The sequence below is a fragment of the Micromonospora sp. GCM10011542 genome (assembly GCF_042650685.1).
Classification (GTDB): domain Bacteria; phylum Actinomycetota; class Actinomycetes; order Mycobacteriales; family Micromonosporaceae; genus Micromonospora.
The window spans coordinates 1-17,024 of the sequence record NZ_JBHSBO010000064.1 but is presented as its reverse complement, the minus strand read 5'-3'; the positions used below and the strand labels follow the sequence as shown (position 1 = coordinate 17,024).

At 70.6% G+C, this 17,024-nt stretch carries 8 protein-coding genes; 5 read left to right on the top strand and 3 right to left on the bottom strand.

Annotated features, from left to right (window positions below; translation table 11 throughout):
• Positions 1–185: 185 nt before the first annotated feature.
• The 4 genes from ACFOW4_RS27900 to ACFOW4_RS27885 all read left to right on the top strand — a co-directional run bounded on the left by ACFOW4_RS27900 (position 186) and on the right by ACFOW4_RS27885 (position 8,303).
• Positions 186–2,291, top strand: a complete 2,106-nt coding sequence (locus tag ACFOW4_RS27900; RefSeq protein ID WP_377533195.1) for a PQQ-dependent sugar dehydrogenase — start codon at positions 186–188, stop codon at positions 2,289–2,291.
• 19 nt (positions 2,292–2,310) lie between these two features.
• Positions 2,311–3,255, top strand: coding sequence for a sugar phosphate isomerase/epimerase family protein (locus tag ACFOW4_RS27895; protein ID WP_377533193.1), 945 nt, complete (start codon positions 2,311–2,313; stop codon positions 3,253–3,255).
• Between the two features lie 270 nt (positions 3,256–3,525).
• The gene (locus tag ACFOW4_RS27890) at positions 3,526–6,978 is read left to right on the top strand and encodes a ThuA domain-containing protein (protein WP_377533191.1); all 3,453 of its coding nucleotides are present in this window, start codon (positions 3,526–3,528) and stop codon (positions 6,976–6,978) included.
• Positions 6,979–7,115: 137 nt separating this feature from the next.
• Positions 7,116–8,303, top strand: coding sequence for a sugar phosphate isomerase/epimerase family protein (locus tag ACFOW4_RS27885; RefSeq protein WP_377533189.1), 1,188 nt, complete (start codon positions 7,116–7,118; stop codon positions 8,301–8,303).
• Between the two features lie 157 nt (positions 8,304–8,460).
• Here ACFOW4_RS27885 and treZ read toward each other — a convergent pair whose 3' ends face one another.
• Genes treZ through glgX form a run of 3 tightly spaced genes read right to left on the bottom strand, consistent with a single transcriptional unit; the run spans position 8,461 to position 14,625 of the window.
• Entirely contained in the window at positions 8,461–10,185 is a 1,725-nt protein-coding gene (treZ, locus tag ACFOW4_RS27880) for a malto-oligosyltrehalose trehalohydrolase (RefSeq protein WP_377533187.1), read from the bottom strand.
• Complete coding sequence (treY, locus tag ACFOW4_RS27875; RefSeq protein ID WP_377533186.1) at positions 10,185–12,506, bottom strand: malto-oligosyltrehalose synthase; 2,322 nt, start codon at positions 12,504–12,506, stop codon at positions 10,185–10,187. The genes treZ and treY overlap by 1 nt, the downstream gene beginning before the upstream one ends.
• A gap of 1 nt (position 12,507) precedes the next feature.
• A complete protein-coding gene (glgX, locus tag ACFOW4_RS27870; protein WP_377533184.1) occupies positions 12,508–14,625 on the bottom strand; it encodes a glycogen debranching protein GlgX in 2,118 nt (705 codons plus the stop codon).
• 330 nt (positions 14,626–14,955) lie between these two features.
• Between glgX and ACFOW4_RS27865 the strand changes: the two genes are divergently transcribed.
• Complete coding sequence (locus ACFOW4_RS27865; protein WP_377533182.1) at positions 14,956–16,359, top strand: glycosyltransferase family 4 protein; 1,404 nt, start codon at positions 14,956–14,958, stop codon at positions 16,357–16,359.
• The last annotated feature ends 665 nt before the right edge of the window (positions 16,360–17,024 follow it).

The window sequence follows — 17,024 nt, the reverse complement described above, 5'->3', positions numbered from 1 at the left end:
ACCTGTCCCCTACCCCTGTCCTCCGCCCGTTCCCGACCACCAGCCGCGAGGCCGTCGGCAACCTGCTCGACGCCGCGGTGGCGGCGTGCGTCGCCACGGGCGACTCAGCCACGCCCGCACAGGTCCATCAAGGAGTTGCTGGCTTCCTCGACCTGCCCCGACCAGTCCCGAGCAAGGAGAGGCAGATGAAGAGACGATTCGCGCTCGCAGTAGCGGGTCTGACGACCATCGCGCTCGTCGCCACCCCCACCGTCGCGACGGCGGCGCCGACCAGCCCGCCGCCCGATAGCGACTTCCAGAAGGTCACCCTGAACGACAACCCGGGCGAGCCGATGGACCTCGCGGTGCTGCCCGACCGCCGGGTGCTGCACGTGACCCGCGCCGGTGAGGTCCGGCTGCACGACCCGGACACCGGCCGCAACACGATCGCCGCGACCCTGGACGTCTATCGGCACGACGAGGAGGGCCTGCAGAACGTCGCGATCGACCCGAACTTCGGCAAGGCCGGCAACAACTGGGTCTACCTGTACTACTCCCCGCCCATGAACACCCCGGTCGACGACCCGTCGACACCGAACGTCAACGAGGGCGACGCTCCGGCCTGGGGCACCGCCGCGGACTTCGCGAAGTTCACGGGTGCCCTGCGGCTGTCCCGCTTCCGGCTGGTCAAGGACAAGCTGGACCTGACCACCGAGCAGCAGATCCTCGACGTACCAGTCGACCGGGGCATCTGCTGCCACGTCGGCGGCGACATCGGCTTCGACGCCGAGGGCAACCTGTACCTGTCCACCGGCGACGACACCAACCCCTTCGAGTCCGGTGGCTACGCGCCGCTGGACGAGCGCCCGGGCCGCAACCCGGCGTACGACGCGCAGCGCACCTCGGCCAACACCAACGACCTGCGCGGCAAGATCCTGCGCATCAAGGTCGGCGCCAACGGCGGGTACAGCATCCCGGACGGGAACCTGTTCCCGCAGGGCACGGCTCGCACCCGTCCGGAGATCTACCTGATGGGCCTGCGCAACCCGTTCCGGATCGAGCTGAACCGCGAAACCGGCGACCTGTACGTCGCCGACTACTCGCCGGACGCGCGCCAAGCGGACCCGCTGCGCGGGCCGGCCGGGCACGGCAAGTGGCTCGCCGCCCGCGAGGCCGGCAACTACGGGTGGCCCTACTGCGCCACCGCGGCGCTGCCGTACACCGACTACGACTTCGCGACGGGCGTGTCCGGGGCGCCGTTCAACTGCTCCGCGCCGGTCAACGAGTCGCCGCACAACACCGGGCTGCGGGAACTACCGCCGGTGGCGCAGCCGCAGGTGTGGTACAGCTACGGCCAGTCGGCGCAGTTCCCCGAGCTGGGCACCGGCGGCATCGGTCCGATGGCCGGTCCGGCTTACCAGTTCAGCCGGCGAGAGACGCAGGGACACGCGCCGGTGGCGTGGCCGGCCTACTACGACGGCGTCCCGCTCCTGGCCGAGTGGACCCGCGACTACGTGAAGGGCCTGCGGCTGGACGCCAGCGGCGACCTGACCGGAATCGAACCGGTGCTGCCGTCGATCACGTTCGACAACCCGATGGACCTGGAGTTCGGTCCGGACGGGGCGCTCTACGTGCTGGAGTACGGCGACGGCTACTTCAGTGAGAACCCGGACGCGCAGCTGGCCCGGATCGACTACACGGGCTGGACGGGCAACCACACTCCGGCGCCGCAGGTCTCGGCCACGCCCACCGCCGGGCTCGCGCCGCTGACCGTCACGTTCTCCAGCGACGGCACCACGGACTACGACGGTGACCGGCTGAAGTATGCGTGGGACTTCGACAACGACGGCAAGGTCGACTCGCGCGCGGCGAACCCGACGTTCACGTACCGAGACAATGGGCTCTACAACGCCACCCTGCGGGTGACCGACCCGGGTGGGCTATCGGCCGCCGCGTCGGTGCGGGTGGTGGTCGGTAACGCCCCGCCGGTGGTGGAGCTCGTCAAGCCGGTCGCGGGCCAGCCCTTCGCCTTCGGCGATACCGTGCAGTTCGAGGTACGGGTGACCGACGACCAGCCGGTGGACTGCTCCCGGGTCAGCGTCACGTACATCCTCGGCCACGAGACCCACGGACACCCGCAGACCACCGCGAACGGCTGCACCGGCTCGATCCGAACGACGGTGCCGTCCGGTCACGACCCGGCGACCGACCACCTGACCGGGGTGTTCGTCGCGTCCTACACCGATCCCGGCGGAGACGGCCTGCCGTCCCTGACCGGCACCGACGAGGTCGTCCTCGTCCCCAGCGCATAACGTTCGAGAGGAAGAGACCATGTGTTACGGACATGACGGGATGGCCGCGCTGCGGCGCTCCGTCGACCGGCGCAGCCTGCTGCGCGGCACACTGGCCGCCGCCGCCGGCGTCGGGCTCGCCTCGTCCGGCCTCGGCGCGACGGCCGCGTCGGCCACCGCCCACCGGACCGGACGGCACCACGTACCCCCGGGTCTGATCAGCATCCAGCTGTGGACCGTGCGCGACGCCCTGTGGGGTGCGCCCGGCTACGACGCCACCCTCACCCACCTGGCCCGGATCGGATATCCGCGCGTGGAGCTGGCGCTCGGCTACTTCGGTCGGACCGCCGCCCAGCTGCGCCAGTTCCTGGACGGCATCGGCATCAGGGCCAGCTCCAGCCACGACGGAATCAGCGGTACTGCCGCGGAGCTGGAGCAGAAGGTCCAGAACGCGGTGACCCTGGGCCAGCAGTTCATGGTGGTGCCCTACCTGTACTCCGAGAGCACGGACGACTGGAAGCGCTGGGCGGAGCAGATGAACGTCGAGGCCGCCGCGGCACGGGCAGCCGGCCTGCGCTACGGCTACCACAACCACGCGCACGAGTTCACCATCGACCTCGGCGGCGGCAAGCGGCCGTGGGACGTGCTGACCGCCGAACTCGACCCGAAACTCGTGCACCTGGAGGTCGACCTCTACTGGGCGGTCACCGGCGGCATCAACTCCGGCGACGGCGTCACGGACCCCGAGGGCTTCACCCTCGACGTGATCCGCTCCGCGCCGCAGCGCGTCCTGCAGTACCACGTCAAGGACCGGGACAAGATCACCGGCGACATGGCCGACCTGGGTACCGGAACCGTCGACTTCGCCCGTATCTTCCGGGAGCACTCGGTCCTGGAATACATCGTCGAGAACGACACCCCCGACGTGACACCGCAGCAGACGGCCGAGATCGGCTACCGCTACCTGCGCAAGCTGCGCTTCTGAGAAACCGTCGAGAGGAAAGCTGACGGGCACCAGGGCCGGCGTCCGACAAAATAGCCGGCCCTGGTGCCCGAACGCTAGTTGAATGTCGACAGATAACCACTCCTCCCCTGGGAGAGAGTGGTTATCGGCGTGGTAGAAGCAGCAGGTCAGCGCGGTTACCGTCGGGAATGAAACCGTCGCTTGATATTGACCTGGCAAAATGCAGATCGTAGGGTGCAGGGAACGTGGAAAGCGCTTTCTTACCACCGTCCCCCAGCAAGGAGCGCGTGTATGAGACGCCAACGCACGCTACTGTTCGCCCTGCTCGCGGCCGTCACACTCCTGTTGCCGGCCGCGCCGGCGACCGCTGCCGAACCCACCACCGCCGCGGATTTCCGGGTTCTGGTCTTCTCCAAGGTCACGAACTTCTACCACGACTCCATCCCGGCCGGGGTCGCCGCCATCCGGCAGCTCGGCGACCAACAGGGATTCGCCGTCGAGGCGACCACCGACTCCGGCGCGTTCACCGACGCCAACCTCGCCCGCTTCGACGCTCTCGTGTTCAACAACACCAACTCCACCCCGGCGTCCGGCGACCTCCTCGACGCCGAGCAGCGGGCCGCGCTGCAGAGGTTCATCCGTAACGGCGGTGGCTGGGTCGGCCTGCACGCCGCGTCGGCGAGCGAGCGGAGCTGGACCTGGTACGAGGGACTGGTCGGGACCATCTTTGACCAGCACCCGGACTTCTCCGCCAACGGCGGCACCTTCCCGGGCCGAATCAAGGTCCTCGACCACGCCCACCCGTCCACGAAGGACCTGCCGGAGCTCTGGGAGCGCAGCGAGGAGTGGTACAACTGGCGGACCAACCCCACCGGCAAGGTCCACACGCTCGCCCAGATCAAGGTGCGCGACGGCATCCCCGGGCTCGACGAGGGCACTGACCATGCATACTCGTGGTGCCAGAACTACGACGGCGGGCGCTCCTGGTTCACCGCCGGCGGGCACAGCTCCTCGTCGTTCCAGGAGCCGGCCTTCCTCACGCACCTGCTGGGCGGCATCAAGTGGGCCGCCGGTGCCGCCCCCGGTGACTGCGGCGCCACCAGGACCACCAACTTCGAGCGGATCCCCCTGGTCAACCAGGACCTCTCCGACCCGTTCGAACTGGCGGTGGCGCCGGACCGCCGGGTCTTCTACATCGAGCGCACCGGCGCGCTGAAGGTCGTCAACCAGGACACCCTCGCGGTCACCACGCTGCTGGACTTCGCCTACACGCCGGCGCAGACCAGTCAGTCCGACGGCCTGCTCGGCATGACTCTGGACCGACACTTCACCGACAACAACTGGCTCTATCTGCTCTGGTCCGACCGAGTAGAGAAGCAGCTGAACCTGTCCCGCTTCACCGTCGACGGCGACAGCGTCAGCCTCGCCTCGGAGAAGCGACTGCTCACAATCCCGACCTGGCGCGGTGAGGCTCGCGCCAACTCGCACATGGGCGGCTCGGTGACGATGGACCAGCAGGGCAACCTGTACGCCGCGATCGGTGACAACACCGACCCCTTCGAGTCCAGCGGCTTCACCCCGATCGACGAGCGGACCGGCCGTCGCGCTTACGACGCCCAGGGCACCGCCGGCAACACCAACGACCTGCGCGGCAAGATCCTGCGGATCAAGCCCCTGCCCAACGGCAAGTACGCCATTCCCGACGGCAACCTGTTCGCCCCGGGCACGGCCCGCACCAAGCCCGAGATCTATGCGATGGGTATGCGGAACCCGTTCCGCATCACCGTCGACTCCAAGTCGAACGCGCTTCTCGTCGCCGACTACGGCCCCGACGCCCGGTCCGCCAACCCGGCCCGCGGGCCGGAGGGCACGGTCGAGTTCAACCGGATCACCAGCGCCGGCAACTACGGCTGGCCCTACTGCATCGGCAACAACATCCCGTTCAACGACTACGACTTCGCCACCGCCACCTCGAGGCCGAAGTTCGACTGCGGCGCGCCGGTCAACGACTCCCCGAACAACACCGGCCTGACCAACCTCCCGGCAACCCGACCGGCCCTGGTCTCGTACGCCTACTCGGCCTCCCCGCAGTTCCCGGAGCTGGGCACGGGCGGCGGTGGCCCCATGAGCGGGCCCGTCTACGACTACGACCCGTCCAACAAGCGGCTGACCAAGTTCCCCCAGTACTACGAGGGCAAGTGGTTCGTCTACGAGCTGACCCGCCGGTGGTTCAAGACGATGTCGATCCACGAGACCGCCCAGACCTTCAGCGGTCCTCGCTTCGGCCCCACCAACCCCGGTGACCTGCAGTCCATCAACGGGATCCTCGGCAACATGTCGTGGATCCAGCCGTTCGAGGCGGAGTTCGGGCCAGACGGCTCCCTCTACGTCATCGACTTCGGCGAGGGCAGCGGCAGCGGTCGGGGCGGCAGCAACGAGGGCGCCGGCATCTACCGCATCGACTACGTCGCCAACAGCCGGCCGCCGGTGGCGAAGCTGGCCGTCGACAAGGACAGCGGACCGGCGCCGCTGACCGTCGCCTTCTCCAGTGCCGGCTCCAGCGGGCCGGACGGCACCGCGATCACCTACGCCTGGGACTTCGACGGCAACGGCAGCGTCGACTCCACCGCCGCCAACCCCAGCCACACCTACAGCACACCGGGGCGCTTCACCGCCCGGCTCACCGTCACCGCCACCAACGCGCAGACCGCCGTCGCCGTACAGGAGATCACGGCTGGCAACACGCGCCCGACGGTGACTCTCAGCGTCCCCGACGGGGCCTTCTTCGATTTCGGTGACCGCATCCCGTACACGGTGACGGTCACCGACCCGGAGGAGGGCAGCATCAACTGTTCCAAGGTGGTCGTGCAGACCCAGCTCGGCCACGACTCACACGCCCACCCGCTGGACAACTACGTCGGGTGCGCCGGGGTTGCAGTGACCGAGAGCAACGGCGGCGACGGGCACGGCCCGGGACAGAACCTCTACACGCTGCTCTCCGCGCAGTACACCGACGGCGGGGCGAACGGGGCACCGGAACTGGTCGGCTCGACCCGGGCCGAGCTGCAGACCAAGAGCAAGGAGGCCGAGCACTTCGACGGCCAGAGCGGCATCCAGGTCCTCGACCGCGCGACAGCCAGCGCCGGCAAGCGGATCGGCGACATCGACAACGGAGAATGGATTAACTTCGGCCCGGTCAACCTCCGCAACATCGACTCGGTCACCTTCGGAGTCGCCTCGGGCAGCAGCGGCGGCGACATCGAGGTCAGGGCCGACTCCCCCACCGGCCAGATCCTCGGCCGGGCCACCATCGGCAGCACCGGCGGCTGGGACAACGTCGTCTCGCCCACCGTCGAGCTGACCGATCCGGGCCGCACGACCACCCTCTACCTCGTCTTCCTCAACCCGAACCAGACGGGTGGCACCCCCGACCTGATGGCGCTGGACTGGCTGCGCTTCAACGGCGCCGGGGTACGCGAACAGACCGACGCCACCATCTCGGCCTCGGCCACGCCCACCACCGGCACCGCGCCGCTGGCGGTCGCCTTCGCCGGGACAGCCTCGCCGGCGGCCGGGCGCACCATCACGGATCACGCGTGGGACTTCGGCGACAACTCGGCCGTCGTGCACGGGGCGTCGGCCAGTCACACGTACGCCCGCCGAGGCACGTACACGGCACGACTGACCGTCACCGACAGCGTCGGGGCGACGACGTCCTCGATCGTGGTCGTAGCGGTGAGCTGAGGTCACGGGTGGCGGGGCGGAACGTCGCCCCGCCACCACCGACCCGGCGCGGTCCCGACAGCCTCCGGCAACCGCCGTCCGTGGCGCTGCCCTCGGTGCCCTGACCACCTGCCCCTCCGACTTCCGGGAGATAAACGATGAACTCCAGCTCCGCCCGCCCGTCCCACCATCGACCGCGAGCCCGTCACCTCGCCGTGGCGCTCGCGGCGACACTCCTGCCGCTCACCGCGGCTCCGGCGTCGGCCGCCGAACCCGACACGGCCGCCGCGGAACAGGTCGCCGCCGACCTCTGCCCGTGGGGCTACACCACCTCGTCCACGGTCTTCTTCGGCCCTGCCGGCGCCGACTCAGGCGTACCCAACCGCGACCTCGGCAACGGGTGCACCATCCTGGACGCCGTCTGGGCGAAGGCCCCGTTTGCCGACCACGGCAGCTTCGTGAGCACCGTCAGCGGCCTGACCAACACGCTCCGGCAGGACGACGTCATCACACCGGAGGAGAGCGCGAGCATCGTACGAGCGGCGGCCGGCTCCGAGATCGGCACACCGCAGCCGGCACCGGGGACCCGCGCGCTACCCGACGACCGCATCGGCCTCGTCCTCTACACGGTCCGGGCCACCATGTCGAGCACACCTGAAGCCACCCTCGGCGCGCTCGCCGCCTGCGGCTTCCGCAACGCGGAACCCTCGGGAGCGGTCAACAACTTCTACGGCAGGACGGCCACCGCGCTCGCGCCCCTGGTGGCCGACGCCGGACTGTCCGTCCCGTCCATCGGGATCGGCCTCGGCGACCTCCAGAACAACCTCGACGGCGTCATCGCCAACGCCAAGACGTTCGGCGCGAAGTACGTCCGCATCTCCGGATCGGGCTCCTGGACCCTCGCCGACTACTCCAGGGTGGCCGCGACCCTCAACACCGTCGGCGCCACGCTCAAGCAGGCCGGCATCACCGTCGCGTACCACAACCACGGCTTCGAGTTCACCGCCCAGAACGGCGTACGCGGCTACGACGTGCTGGTCCGCGAGACCGACCCGAATCTGGTGGCGATGGAACTCGACCTCTACTGGGCGGCCAGCGTCGGCGTCGATCCGGTGGAGCTGATCAAGCAGTACCCGGGCCGGTTTTCGCTGTTCCACGTCAAGGACATGGCCGCCGACGGTTCCTTCGCCGACGTGGGCGAGGGGACCATCGACTTCGCCCGCATCTTCGCCTACAGCCAGATGAGCGGCGTCGGCTTCTACCTGACCGAGAACGACAGCCCCCGCCCGGACGGCGTCTCGTCCGCCTGCGACAGCTACGCGAACCTCCGCGCCCTGCGCTACTGACAACTCCCACAGATTCGCCCGCTCCGGCCGACCCGGCGTGTCGCTCGGAGCGGGCGACCTTCTGCCTGGCACCGCCGTCTCCGCCGTCGTCGTGCTGCTGCTCCTTGAAGGGGTGGGATCGGTAGGCGGGCTGGCCGGGCCATAGGTCGACCAGACCTCAAAGCGCCACGATCGCCGCCGTCTCCGCCGGCAACTCGATCCGGTCCCGCATCACCGTCACCCCGTCACTGGTCGCCAGCAGCACCCGCCGCGCCACCCCCGGCAACGAGATCCCCTGACCTCGCCCCGCCAGGTTCGCCACGACGAGCGTCTCCCCCCGCCGCATCACCAGGAACTGATCCCCGTGCTGCACGGAAACCTCCGACAGTTGAGGATCCGAGAGGTCAGAACGCGACTTCCGCAGCGCGATCAACCGCCGGTAGAACTCCAACATCTCCCGGTGCTCCGGCTTGTCCAGCTCGGCCCAGTCCAGCCGCGACCGCAGGTACGTCTGCGGATCCTGCGGGTCCGGAACCTCGGCCGCGGTCCAGCCGTGCTCGGCGAACTCCCGCTTCCGACCGGTCGCGACGGCAACGGCCAGCTCCGGCTCCGGATGCGAGGTGAAGAACTGCCACGGCGTGGACGCCGCCCACTCCTCCCCCATGAACAGCATCGGGGTGAACGGCGCCGTCATCAGCAGGACGGCACCCACGCGCAGCAGCGACGGCGACAGCGAAGCCGAGATCCGATCCCCCGTCGCGCGGTTGCCGATCTGGTCGTGGTTCTGCAGGTACGCCACCAGCCGGTGGCCCGGCACGCGGGAGTCCAGGGGTCGCCCGTGGTGCCGGTTGCGGAAGCTGGACCAGGTGCCGGCGTGGAAGAACCCGCCGGTGAGCACGTCGGCGAGCGTCTCCAGGGAGCCGAAGTCGCCGTAGTAGCCCTGCCGCTCCCCGGTCAGCAGGGTGTGCAGGGCGTGGTGGGCGTCGTCGTTCCACTGGGCGTGCAGCCCGTACCCGCCGGCCTCCCGGGGTGTGATGAGCCGGGGGTCGTTGAGGTCGGATTCGGCGATCAGCGACAGCGGCCGGCCCAGGTGGGTGGAGAGCGATTCGACCTCGACGGCCAGCTCTTCGAGCAGCGTCACCGCCCGGGTGTCGGGCAGCGCGTGCACGGCGTCGAGCCGCAGGCCGTCGACGTGGTAGTCGCGCAGCCACATCAGCACGCTGTCGATGATGTAACGGCGTACCTCGTCGGAGTGCGGGCCGTCCAGGTTGATCGAGCGTCCCCAGCTGTTGCTCTGCTCGGCCAGGTAGGGCCCGAACCGTGGTGCGTAGGCCCCGGAGGGCCCGAAATGGTTGTAGACGACGTCGAGGATCACCCCCAGGCCCTTGGCGTGGGCGGCGTCGACCAGTCGTTTCAGCCCGTCGGGGCCGCCGTAGGGCTGGTGTGGGGCGTACCAGCAGACCCCGTCGTACCCCCAGTTGTGTTCGCCGTTGAAGGCGTTGACCGGGAGCAGTTCGATCAAATCGACGCCGAGGGACACCAGGTGGTCGAGACGGTCGATGGCCGCGTCGAAGGTGCCCTCCGGGGTGAAGGTGCCGATGTGCAGCTCGTAGAGGACGCTGCCGGGCAGTTGCCGGCCGGTCCAGGAGTCGTCGGTCCAGTCGAAGGCGCTGTGGTCGTAGAGGCGGCTGGGCCCGTGCACGCCCGCGGGCTGCCACGCTGAGCGCGGGTCGGGCAGCGGGGTCTCGTCGTCGTCGAGCAGGAAGGAGTAGTCGGGGCCGGCGCCAGGCACCTCGACCCGCCACCAGCCGTCGGGGCCGGCGCGCATCTCGTGGTCGGCGGCGCCGGGCAGGTGCAGCCGGACCCGCTGCGCGTCGGGCGCCCACACGGTGAACTCGGTCATCACGCAGCCTCCACGGAAGCGGTGGAAGGAGCCAGCAGTGCGACGGGATAGTCGGCCAGCAGATCGGCCAGGGAGGTCTCTCCGCCACTGTAGACCCGACCGGTGAACAGGTCGGTCACCTCGTTAACGGGAAGCGACAGGATCGTGTCACGCCAGCCACCGGCGCGGTCCAGGCCCAGTGGCAGCCGGGTGGCCACCGCGATGGCGCCGCCCCGGTCGAAGGCCACCGCGTGCCGCCCGGCCGGCCCGTGCGCGGGCACCGGCCGGTAGCCGGTGAACAGCTCCGGGTGCGCGCGGCGCAGCCGCAGGGTCCGGGAGACGACGAGCAGCTTCGCCGCCCCGGAGTCGTCCACCGGGGGGCGCCAGCCGCCGTCGAGGCGGGCCAGCAGTTCCCGGCGTACGGTGAAGTCGACCGGCCGCCGGTTGTCCGGGTCGACCAGGGAGTTGTCCCACAGCTCGGTGCCCTGGTAGGTGTCCGGCACGCCGGGCATGGTGAGCTGGATGAGCTTCTGCCCGAGGGAGTTGCACCAGCCGGCCAGGGTGATCTCCGCGGCGAACTCGGTCAACTCGGCGTGCAGCCGCTCGTCGTCGTACATGGCGTCGATGACCGCGTGCATCGCCCGCTCGAAGTCCGCGTCTGGGTCCGCCCAACTGGTCGAGGCCGCGGCCTCCCGGGCAGCCTTCTCGGCGTACGCGTGCAGCCGCTCCCGCTCGATCGGCCAGGCGCCGACGGCGGTCTGCCACAGCAGGTGCGCGAACGACGGGTCGGGCAGCGGTGCCCGTTGCATCCAGCCGGTCACCTGCTCGGACCAACGGCCCGGCAGTTCGCTGAGCACCGCGAGGCGGGCGCGGACGTCCTCGCCGCGCTTCGTGTCGTGCGTGGAGACGGTGGTCATGCTGGCCGGCCAGCGCACCTGCCGGGCGGCGGCGAAGCGGTGGAACTCCGCCGGCGGCACCCCGAAGTGGGCCGGGCTGCCGCCGACCTCGTTGAGCGCCACGAACCGGGTCCACCGGTAGAAGGCGGTGTCCTCCACGCCCTTGGCCATGACGGCGCCGGTGAGCTGGGGGAAGCGGCGGGCCAGTTCGTCCTCGGGGTCGCGCAGCCGGCGGGTGATCCCGTCCAATGCGGCGACCAGGTCGGGGCGGCGCCGGCCGGCCTCGGAGCGGGCGGCGGCCAGGTGGCGCGCGCCGTGGGGCGGGTAGCCGCGGTACACGTCGAACGCGGCGGCCAGCTCGGCCAGGGCCGCCCGGGCCTGCTCGGTGGACACCTCGGGGGCGAGCGCGGCCAGTCGGGCCAGCTCGGCGGCGAGCAGCCGGGTGGCGGCGGCCAGCTTGGTGGCGTGGGTGAGGTCCTCCCAGCTGGTGTGGTGCCCGACGAGCCGGGTGTCCAGGGCCGTGAAGTCGCCCTCGGCATCGGTGTCGACGAAGAGCCCGCCGACCGCGGCGAGAGCGTCGTAGCCGGTGGTGCCGTCGACCGGCCAGTCCGGCAGCTCCTCGCCGTACTCCAGGATCTTCTCGACCACGATCCAGGCCGCCGGGGCGGCGGCCCGCAGCCGGGTCAGGTAGCCGCCCGGGTCGCGCAGCCCGTCGGGGTGATCGACCCGGATGCCGTCGACCTCGCCGGCGGCGGCCCAGCGCAGGATCAGCTCGTGGGTGGCGGCGAACACCGCCGGGTCCTCCACCCGCAGCCCGGCCAGGTCCGCGATGGCGAAGAACCGGCGGTACGTCAGTTCGGCGTCGCCCCGTCGCCAGGAAATCAGCTCGTAGTGCTGCCGGTCGTGCACCTCGCGGGGCGTGCCGTCGCCGGTGCCGTCGGCGATCGGGAAGCGGTGCTCGAAGTAGCGCAGCTCGCCGTCGACCAGCTTCAGGTCGTCGAGGGCGTCCGGGGAGTCGGCCAGCACCGGCAGCAGCAGCCGGCCCCGGTCCCAGTCGATGTCGAACCAGTCGGCGTACGCCGAGGACCGGCCCCGGCGCAGCACGTCCCACCAGGCCGGGTTGGCCGCCGGCACGGCCACGCCGGCGTGGTTGGGCACGATGTCGACGACCAGGCCCAGCCCGGCGGCGCGCAGCGCGCGCAGCAACCGCTGGCGGCCCGCCTCGCCGCCCAGCTCCGGGTTGACCGCCCGGTGGTCGACCACGTCGTAGCCGTGCGCGGAGCCGGGGCTGGCGGCCAGCAGCGGCGCGCTGTAGAGGTGGCTGACGCCCAGGTCGGCCAGGTAGTCGGCGAGACCGGCGGTGGCGTCCAGGTCGAAGCCGGGGCGGACCTGCACCCGGTAGGTGGCTGTCGTCTTCCGCTGGTCGGGGTGAGGGGTTCCCGCCATGTCAGATCGTCCTCTCCAGGACCACCAGCGACCGGTCCGGCACCCGGATGGTGCCGCCCGCGCTGATCACCGTCGCGTCGTCCGGCTCGGGTTCGGCGGTGCTGATCACCCGTTCCCACTTCTGGCCGTACTCGCTTCCGGGCATGGTGAAGTCCAGCGGCGCGTCGTGGGCGTTGAAGCAGAGCAGGAACGAGGCGTCGTGGTGGCGCTGGCCGTACTGGCCGCGCTCACGGATGCCCTCGCCGTTGACGAAGAGCGCCACCGAGCGGCCGAAGTCGTTGCCCCAGTCCTCGCCGGTCATCTCCCGCCCGTCGGGGGTGTACCAGGCCAGGTCCGGCAGGGGCTCGTCGATCCCGCGCCCGCCCACCGGCAGGCCGGTGAAGAACCGGCGGCGGCGGAACACCTGGTGCCGGCCACGGAACGCGATGAGCGTCCGGACGAACTCCAGCAGGTGCGAGTCGGCGTTCTCCCAGTCCACCCAGGCCAGCTCGCTGTCCTGGCAGTACGCGTTGTTGTTGCCGCGCTGGGTGCGCCCCAGCTCGTCGCCGTGGCCGATCATCGGTACGCCCTGGGACAGCACCAGGGTGGCCAGGAAGTTGCGCCGCTGCTTGGCGCGCAGCGCGAGCACCGCCTCGTCGTCGGTGTCGCCCTCCACGCCGCAGTTCCAGGACCGGTTGTGGCTCTCCCCGTCCCGGTTCTCCTCGCCGTTGGCCTCGTTGTGCTTGTCGTTGTACGACACGAGGTCGTTGAGGGTGAACCCGTCGTGACAGGTGACGAAGTTGATGCTGTGGAACGGACGGCGCCCGTCGTCCTGGTAGAGGTCGGCGGAGCCGGAGATCCGGGAGGCGAACTCGGCCAGGGTCGCCGGCTCGCCGCGCCAGAAGTCGCGCACCGTGTCGCGGTACTTGCCGTTCCACTCCGTCCACACCGGCGGGAAGTTGCCCACCTGGTAGCCGCCCGGGCCCACGTCCCACGGCTCGGCGATGAGCTTCACCTGGCTGACCACCGGGTCCTGCTGGACCACCTCGAAGAAGGTGGAGAGCCGGTCGACCTCGTAGAACTCCCGGGCCAGGGTGGCGGCCAGGTCGAAACGGAAGCCGTCGACGTGCATCTCCTGCACCCAGTAGCGCAGCGAATCCATGATCAGCTGGAGCGAGTGCGGGCTGCGCACGTTGAGGCTGTTGCCGGTGCCGGTGTAGTCGACGAAGTAGCGGCGGTCCTCCTCACTGAGCCGGTAGTAGCTGGGCGCGTCCACGCCCTTGAAGCTCAGCGTCGGCCCTAGGTGGTTGCCCTCGGCGGTGTGGTTGTAGACCACGTCGAGGATGACCTCGATGCCGGCGGCGTGCAGCGCCTTGACCATGCCCCGGAACTCCTGCACCTGCTGGCCCAGTCGGCCCAGCGCGGAGTAGCCGTGGTGCGGGGCGAAGAAGCCGATGGTGTTGTAGCCCCAGTAGTTGCGCAGGCCCAGGTCGACCAGCCGGTGGTCGTGCACGAACTGGTGCACCGGCATCAGTTCGATGGCCGTCACCCCGAGTCGGGTCAGGTACTCGATCATCGGCGGGGAGGCGATCGCGGCGTACGTGCCGCGCAGTTCCTCGGGGATGTCCGGGTGGCGCATGGTCAGCCCGCGGACGTGCGCCTCGTAGATCACCGAGTGGTGGTACGGGGTGCGTGGCGGCTTGTCGTTGCCCCAGTCGAAGTACGGGTTGACCACCACCGACTTCGGCATGAACGGCGCCGAGTCGGCCTCACTCATCCGCTCCGGGTGCTCCAGGTCGTAGTCGTAGACCGCCGGGTCCCACTCCACGTCGCCGTCGATCGCCTTGGCGTACGGGTCGAGCAGCAGTTTGTGCGGGTTGCAGCGCAGGCCGTTGGCCGGGTCGTACGGGCCGTGCACCCGGTAGCCGTAACGCTGCCCCGGCTCGATCCCCGGGAGGTACGCGTGCCAGACGTAGGCGTCCACCTCACGCAGCTCGATCCGCCGCTCGGCGCCGGTGTCCCACTCGTCGAAGAGGCAGAGCTCGATCCGCTCGGCGAGCTCGGAGAAGATGGCGAAGTTCGTGCCCATCCCGTCGTAGGTGGCACCCAGCGGATACCGCTCACCCGGCCAGACCTGCATGTCGCTCCTTCGGTACATGATCATGAGCGCATCGCGTCATGAGCGCACGGCGCGGCGGACGCCCGCGTGCACGCCCGGTATTGCCCCACGGTCCGCCGCCGCAATCCATCCTTTCAGCCCATGACCGAAATCCACCCGTCTGAGGCGAGCTAAACCTTCGGGTGTCTTCCGTCACCTTGGGCCCTTTCGAGATGCGCGACGGCGCTCGATGCCCTTTGCTTGTCGGGGGCGCGTCCGCGCGTACCCCACTCGGCCCTCGGCCACCCCGCCACCTCACGCTTCGCCGCCACCGACGCCGGCGCGTACCACCATGCATGGACGGAGATTGATGTGACGACCCTGCGGGTCGGCGAGCAGCTCGCCACCGCCGCGGACCGGGTCCACCGGCCCACCCTGACCTCCCGGCCCCAGGTCCCGGCGCAGCCCGGGCCGGGGATCCCCCCGCAGACCCGCCGCATCCTCATGCTCTCCTGGGAGTACCCACCGGTGCTGGTCGGCGGACTCGGCCGGCACGTGCACGCGCTGTCGGTGGCGCTGGCCGCCGCCGGCCACGAAGTCACCGTCGTCACCCGCCACGCCGAGGGCGCGCCCTTCGAGGAGTACGCCGACGGCGTCCGCATCGTCCGCGCGGCCGAGGACCCGGTGACCTTCCCGCTGGCCACCGGCTCCCTGCTGGCCTGGACCATGGCGTTCAACCACACGCTGACCCGGGCCGCGCTGCGTGCCACCGAGTCCGGCTCGTACGACGTCATCCACGCGCACGACTGGCTGGTTGCGCACACCGCGATGACGCTGCGCGAGCACCTGGACATCCCGCTGGTCAGCACGATCCACGCCACCGAGGCCGGGCGGCACCAGGGCTGGCTGCCCGAGGAGATGAACCGCACCATCCACGGCGTCGAGCAGTGGCTGAGCACCGAGTCCGGCCGGGTCATCGTCTGCTCCGGCTACATGCGCGACGAGGTGTCCGGGCTGTTCGGCGTGCCGGGCAGCCGCGTCGACGTGGTGGCCAACGGCGTCGAGCCGCACCGCTGGCGGGTACCGGCCCGCGCGGTGGCCGCCGCGCGCACCCGGTTCGCCGGAGACGGTCCGCTGGTCACCTTCGCCGGCCGGCTGGTCTACGAGAAGGGCGTGCAGCACCTGATCGCCGGCCTGCCCCGGCTGCGCGAGCGGCACCCCGGTCTGCGTGCGGTGATCGTCGGCGACGGGCCGTACCGGGCGGAACTGGAGGCCGAGGTGCACCGGCACGGCGTGGCCGACGCGGTCAGCATGCCCGGCTTCCTGGGCGGCAGCGACCTGCCGGCCGTGATGGCCGCCTCGGATTGCTTCGTGGTGCCGAGCATCTACGAGCCGTTCGGCATGGTCGCCCTGGAGGGCGCCGCGGCCGGCGCGCCCCTCGCGGTGGCGGCCACTGGCGGCCTCGCCGAGATCGTCGAGCCGGGCGTGACCGGCATGACCTTCCGCCCGCACGACCCGGACGGGCTGACCGAGGCGGTGCACGCACTGCTCTCCGACCGCGACCGCGCCCGCACCCTCGCCCGTCGGGCCCGCTCGATGGTGCACGAGCAGTACGGCTGGTCGGCGATCGCCCAGCGCACCGCGGCCAGCTACGCCGCCGCCATCGCGACGGACGCCGCATTCACCGCGGAGCGGGCCGAGCAGCGGATGTCGCGGGGACGCGCCCTGCCCACCCTCCCCGACGGCAACCTGCTCGCCGCCGCCGGCCTGCGCTAACCCGACCGTACCCGGCCACCGCGGCCAGCTCCCGCGACGAGTCCCTGGCCCGCGACGGGTGCCGAAGCGGGTCCGGAACCCGCGACGGGTCCGTAGCGCACGACGGGCCCCTAGCCCGCGACGGGCCCCTAGCCCGCAGCGGGTCCGGAGCCCGCAGCGGAGGCAGGTGTCACGACGAGCGGTATGACTCAGAGGCATATTTATTTATGCCTCTGAGTCATACCGCTCGTGGGAGTCATCCACTCGGCAACGTTCGCTCGGCCTGCGGGCTATGTGCCAGGGCCCAGCCCGTCCCGCATTCCGTGCCCCATGCCCCGTGCCCCGTGCCGAGCTGCCCCGCATCTGGGGCACGCTGCCGCGCCGTCTGGCGTGCGGGGATACCGCCAGGTCGGGGCTATGGAGTTGATCCGGGGCGGTCTCAGATATGGGGCAGCTCAACAGGGACTACGGGGGCCAGCCTCGCCCGCCGAAGGTGCGTCGCGAACAGATGCGCCGCACGGCGGAACGCCGGCACGGCGGGAGTGCCGGCACGGCGGGAGTGCCGGCACGGCGGGAGTGCCGGCACGGCGGAACGCCGGCACGGCGGGAGTGCCGGCACGGCGGGAGTGCCGGCACGGCGAGAGTGCCGGCACGGCGAGAGTGCCGGCACGGCGAGAGTGCCGGCA

Excerpts from the sequence above, each read along its gene's own strand:
- treZ (WP_377533187.1), bottom strand. The coding sequence starts at position 10,185 with ATGACCGAGTTCACCGTGTGGGCGCCCGACGCGCAGCGGGTCCGGCTG.
- treY (WP_377533186.1), bottom strand. The coding sequence starts at position 12,506 with ATGGCGGGAACCCCTCACCCCGACCAGCGGAAGACGACAGCCACCTAC.
- glgX (WP_377533184.1), bottom strand. The coding sequence starts at position 14,625 with ATGCAGGTCTGGCCGGGTGAGCGGTATCCGCTGGGTGCCACCTACGAC.
- ACFOW4_RS27900 (WP_377533195.1), top strand. The coding sequence starts at position 186 with ATGAAGAGACGATTCGCGCTCGCAGTAGCGGGTCTGACGACCATCGCG.
- ACFOW4_RS27890 (WP_377533191.1), top strand. The coding sequence starts at position 3,526 with ATGAGACGCCAACGCACGCTACTGTTCGCCCTGCTCGCGGCCGTCACA.
- ACFOW4_RS27895 (WP_377533193.1), top strand. The coding sequence starts at position 2,311 with ATGTGTTACGGACATGACGGGATGGCCGCGCTGCGGCGCTCCGTCGAC.
- ACFOW4_RS27885 (WP_377533189.1), top strand. The coding sequence starts at position 7,116 with ATGAACTCCAGCTCCGCCCGCCCGTCCCACCATCGACCGCGAGCCCGT.